This window comes from Pseudomonas sp. GM24 (assembly GCF_000282235.1).
GTDB lineage: Bacteria > Pseudomonadota > Gammaproteobacteria > Pseudomonadales > Pseudomonadaceae > Aquipseudomonas.
The window spans coordinates 1-2,026 of the sequence record NZ_AKJR01000357.1 but is presented as its reverse complement, the minus strand read 5'-3'; the positions used below and the strand labels follow the sequence as shown (position 1 = coordinate 2,026).

General features: G+C 58.3%; 3 protein-coding genes. All 3 read right to left on the bottom strand.

Features of this window, described 5'->3' with window-relative positions; translation table 11 throughout:
• Positions 1-79 precede the first annotated feature (79 nt).
• The gene (locus PMI23_RS28310) at positions 80-259 is read right to left on the bottom strand and encodes a hypothetical protein (RefSeq protein ID WP_007917967.1); all 180 of its coding nucleotides are present in this window, start codon (positions 257-259) and stop codon (positions 80-82) included.
• Between the two features lie 156 nt (positions 260-415).
• Positions 416-1,591, bottom strand: a complete 1,176-nt coding sequence (locus PMI23_RS28305) for a lactonase family protein (protein ID WP_007917969.1) — start codon at positions 1,589-1,591, stop codon at positions 416-418.
• A complete protein-coding gene (locus tag PMI23_RS28300) occupies positions 1,578-1,889 on the bottom strand; it encodes a DUF5629 family protein (protein ID WP_007917971.1) in 312 nt (103 codons plus the stop codon). The genes PMI23_RS28305 and PMI23_RS28300 overlap by 14 nt, the downstream gene beginning before the upstream one ends.
• Positions 1,890-2,026: the final 137 nt, after the last annotated feature.

Sequence of the window (2,026 nt, the reverse complement as noted above, 5' to 3'; positions counted from 1 at the left end):
GAGCGTGGGAACGATCAAACAAGATCAAAAGATCGCAGCCTTCGGCAGCTCCTACAGGGAGTTGTGCAGAACGGTCATTTCAGTGTTGGGCTTTGTGATCCAGGGCGGCGTAGAAGTTGGCGCTCTGTTGCAGGTATTTCTGGGTGTAGCTCTGGGTGTGGGATTTTTTGCTGTTGATTTCAACGTTGGCACTGGCTGGCAGCACCACGGTGGCGGAGATGGCGGAAGCAGCAATCACGGAGAAAAGATTGAAGTTCATAGCGGTAACCCTCGTGTTCGGTTGGCTTGCTTGCCCGGTTGGGCCGTGAAGCAAACTTAACGCTCGAGGGTTGATCGCTTGAAATGCTTTGTAGCATTACCGGATATCAGCGCGATTAATACAAAGAGACAGGCCCCGCAAACCGGGGCCTGTGGCTTATTGTCGCACTAGGAACTTGACGTCGCTCGGCGCGTCCATCGGCAGTTTCTGCACGGTTTTGCCGAGCAGACCGGTCTTGCCATCACGCTCGACAACGACAATTTCGTTGCTTTTCTGGTTGGCGATCAGCAGGAATTTGCCACTAGGGTCGAGGCTGAATTCGCGCGGGTGATCACCTTCCACCGAACGTTTTTGCAGCTCTTTGAGCTGGCCGGTTGCCGGATCAATCGCGAACACCACCAGTTGATTGGCGGTGCCACGGTTGCTGACGTAGAGGAACTTGCCATCCGCCGAGGCGTGCAGCGCTGCAGCGGCTTTGTCCGAGGTCGGCTGGCCGGCGGCCAGATCGACCAGTTGCGTCTGGGTCAGCACGCCGTCGTTGTAGTCGAACACCGCAACCTGTGCGCTCATTTCCATGGTCAGCCAGGCGTGTTTGCCATCGGCGCTGAACAGCAAATGACGTGGGCCGCTGCCGGCGGGCAAGGCGACCGAGGCGGTTTTCGCCGGGGTCAACGGCAGTTCGGGGTTGGCTTTCGGGTCGAATTGGTAGATGAAGACTTTGTCCGCACCCAGGTCGTTGGAGAACACGTAGCGACCGTCCGGCGAGGAAACCGTCGAGTGCACGTGGTTGGAGGCCTGGCGCTCAGGATTGACCCGGCTGGCCGGGTGCGCGCTCATCTGCACCACCGGTTTGAGTTTGCCGTCGGCACCGACCGGCAATACCGCCAGCGTGCCGCCCGGGTCTTCCACCACCGAATAGTTGCTGACGAACAGGTGGCTGGCGTCACCGCTGAGGCTCGAATGGGTCGGCTCATTGCCCAGGCTCTGCACTTGACTGATCAGGTTCAGGGCGTGGGTTTTCGGATCAATCGAATAGCTGCTGACACGGCCAACCGGGTCTTTCTGACCCGGGCCGTTTTCGTTGACCACGAACAGACGTTTCTGGTCTTTGGACAGGGTCAGCCATGACGGGTTTTCGCTCTTGACCACTTGCAGCGGCTTGGCGGCGATCTGGCCGGTGGCACCGTCGAAGTTCATGCGATAGATGCCCTGGCTGGTGCCGGCGGTGTAGGAGCCGACCAGCAACTGGAAGTTCTCGGCAGAGGCCGTGGACAGCCCCATGGCGCCGACGCTGCCGGCCATCAGCAGCGGCCAGAATTTACGCATTTTCATCAGATTCTTCCTCATCATCGCTGCTGCTGACTACGTCGCCATGGCAGACCAGGCGGTGTTCGCCGATCGCTTTGGTCTCATTGAAATAACCGACGATCAGCCAGCTTTGCAGTGAGTCATCAAATGTTGCCGCTGCAACCTGAGCCGGAGTGAATTCCCAATGCTTGGCCGCTCGGCCATCGATGCATTCGATGTGCAGGTTGTCATCTTCGTCGAGGGCGAATTCGAAGGCATGCAGGCCGTCGATTTCGACCATACCGCAGTGTTCGAGAGCGTTGAGAAGGGTTTGGGCAGTCATGGCAGTAAAGTCTTTCAGGGGGGAAATCGGCAATGATAGCTCAAGAAGCACACTCCCCCTGTAGGAGCTGCCGAAGGCTGCGATCTTTTGATGTCTGATCGTTCCCACGCTCAGCGTGGGAATGCAGCCCGTGACGC